We start from the raw sequence: 1,872 nt of genomic DNA on the forward strand, positions 1-1,872 counted from the left end.
ACAGTGATGGCGGAAAGGATTTTCTGACGCTGCCTTATGAAGTCCTGGAGAATGATATCTGGATAGCATTCACGCAGTGTCCCTGGACGGAAAAAACGATGGAGCGTTACGCGGGCGATAGCGGTCAAAGGCAGCGCAGAATGCAGCGCCTGAGTTCCTCAAACTGGACGGCGCCCCAGGCTTCACAGCAAATAACAGAGGCAACCACAGCAAATCTCGCCAGGGTTCTGGATTACATCCCGGCGCAGGGCAGCCAGCTGTGTCCGGCAATGCGGTTACCGTATGGCACCCATACTAAAATCCGCGTCAGCCAGTGTGTGAGTGAACGCTATGCCATAGTCAAAGAGCCGGGGCCGCAGGAGACATTGTATCCGTGGAAGAACGGAGTGGCCGGAAATACAATCCGGCAGATGAAGGAACGGGGTGTGAAGCCAGACGGTTCCCCCGTGACACCGTTGCTGATGGCGTTGCATGATGCAGCAGGGATAGTGCATGAGCTGACGGGATGGACGAATGATGTCCTGGCGATGGCGAAGATATTTGGTGAAGAACGCGCCCTGGAGTTCTGTACCCAGAGTCTAATTAACGGAGTTAAGGAGATTGTTAACAAAAGCTCGGAACAGAATGTTGCAGCCCAACTTGCTGAATTACCGCAGGAAACATATATTTCTCCTCCGGCAATGGATTATTCTTATGATATGTATGTCCAGAATGAGAAATCTAAAGGTACAGACCCGAAGGATATACTAACTCGCGAAGAATTCGAAAAGCAGGTAAAGGGAAAACAAAACGAAGTTTATAAAAAACAACAGGTAGCTAATGATTGGTCTAAATATGCCCGAATGATCAATCAGAGTAAATGGGACTCTTTTAATCAATGTTGTGCTGAACTAACACCAAAAATTGATAAACAGCTCACTAAGCTGATTAGCTATCGTTGTGAATGGTTACAGGCTTCGTTATTTATAACAATATTACAGGATTTTTTCTCTAACGATCCTGTTGATAATGCGAACTATCGTGAAATTGCTGCCTTCGCAATGGCTGGTCTTGGTGAGTCGCCATCAGGTGTAAAATTACTGGATGACTGGATAGACGCATATACTACGAAAAGTGAAGCTAATCTCGTCTGGAGAACACATTTTTATAATAATCCAGAGATCATGGCAGATGTGGAGCCGTTATTGGCTAGTTTGCACCAGTGTAGTATTTCTCCGGTTTCTGAAAATGATGTGCTCTACTTTTTTGAGAAGAATGGCGCTAAACTTAATAAAATATTTAAAGGTTTTGAAAAGGCAACGAGTGAAATTTCAAAACCACTGGCTGGCAATGTCGTATTCTCGAAAAGAGTGCTGTATCAAATGGACCAGCACATGGCAACCGTAGGGGCCAGGTTTTTTTCCGTATCACGGATTGGACCTGTTCTCAATACTATGAATGACCTTATTGTTCGAACCCTTTTCTCGCTATCTTCCGGAAAGTCAGGGTTAGAAACCAAAACATTGTTCAGCAAATATTTTGGTTGGGCCACGGAACGCAGGGCTTACATTGCCGGCACTGTTTTTTACAGCTCGCAAAGAGCCATCCGGGCCGATCTTCTCCGGGGGGCGAGTAAGAAATATGCCGCACTTGAAAAAGCGTATGCAGATTATCTTGGCCAGCCTGCGGGATCTTCTGGTTACGCGGTGACCAGTATTAGAATTTTTGTTTTATTTTTCAATGTGGTCGAACTGTATAACCAACTCGATAACTTTAACAATCAACCTGCTGATTACGCGAAGGTAATCAGCGCAGGTAATGACTCCAACTTATTGATAGTGTTTTATGTTCAGATAATGCCCGATGACTTTGTCATGCAGCTCCACCGATTTT

1 protein-coding gene and 1 pseudogene are annotated in these 1,872 nt (G+C 45.2%); one reads left to right on the top strand and one right to left on the bottom strand.

The window, feature by feature from the left end; translation table 11 throughout:
- Positions 1-62: 62 nt before the first annotated feature.
- Positions 63-1,736 (top strand): annotated as a pseudogene (locus tag OGY19_RS12125) (T6SS effector BTH_I2691 family protein); the annotation flags it as partial.
- A 72-nt stretch (positions 1,737-1,808) separates the two neighbouring features.
- Here OGY19_RS12125 and OGY19_RS12130 read toward each other — a convergent pair.
- Positions 1,809-1,872 (bottom strand): IS1 family transposase (locus OGY19_RS12130; protein WP_071603212.1); only part of this gene is annotated, 64 nt, incomplete at its 5' end.

Source organism: Citrobacter sp. Cy070 (assembly GCF_030332245.1).
GTDB classification, from domain to species: Bacteria; Pseudomonadota; Gammaproteobacteria; order Enterobacterales; family Enterobacteriaceae; genus Citrobacter; species Citrobacter youngae.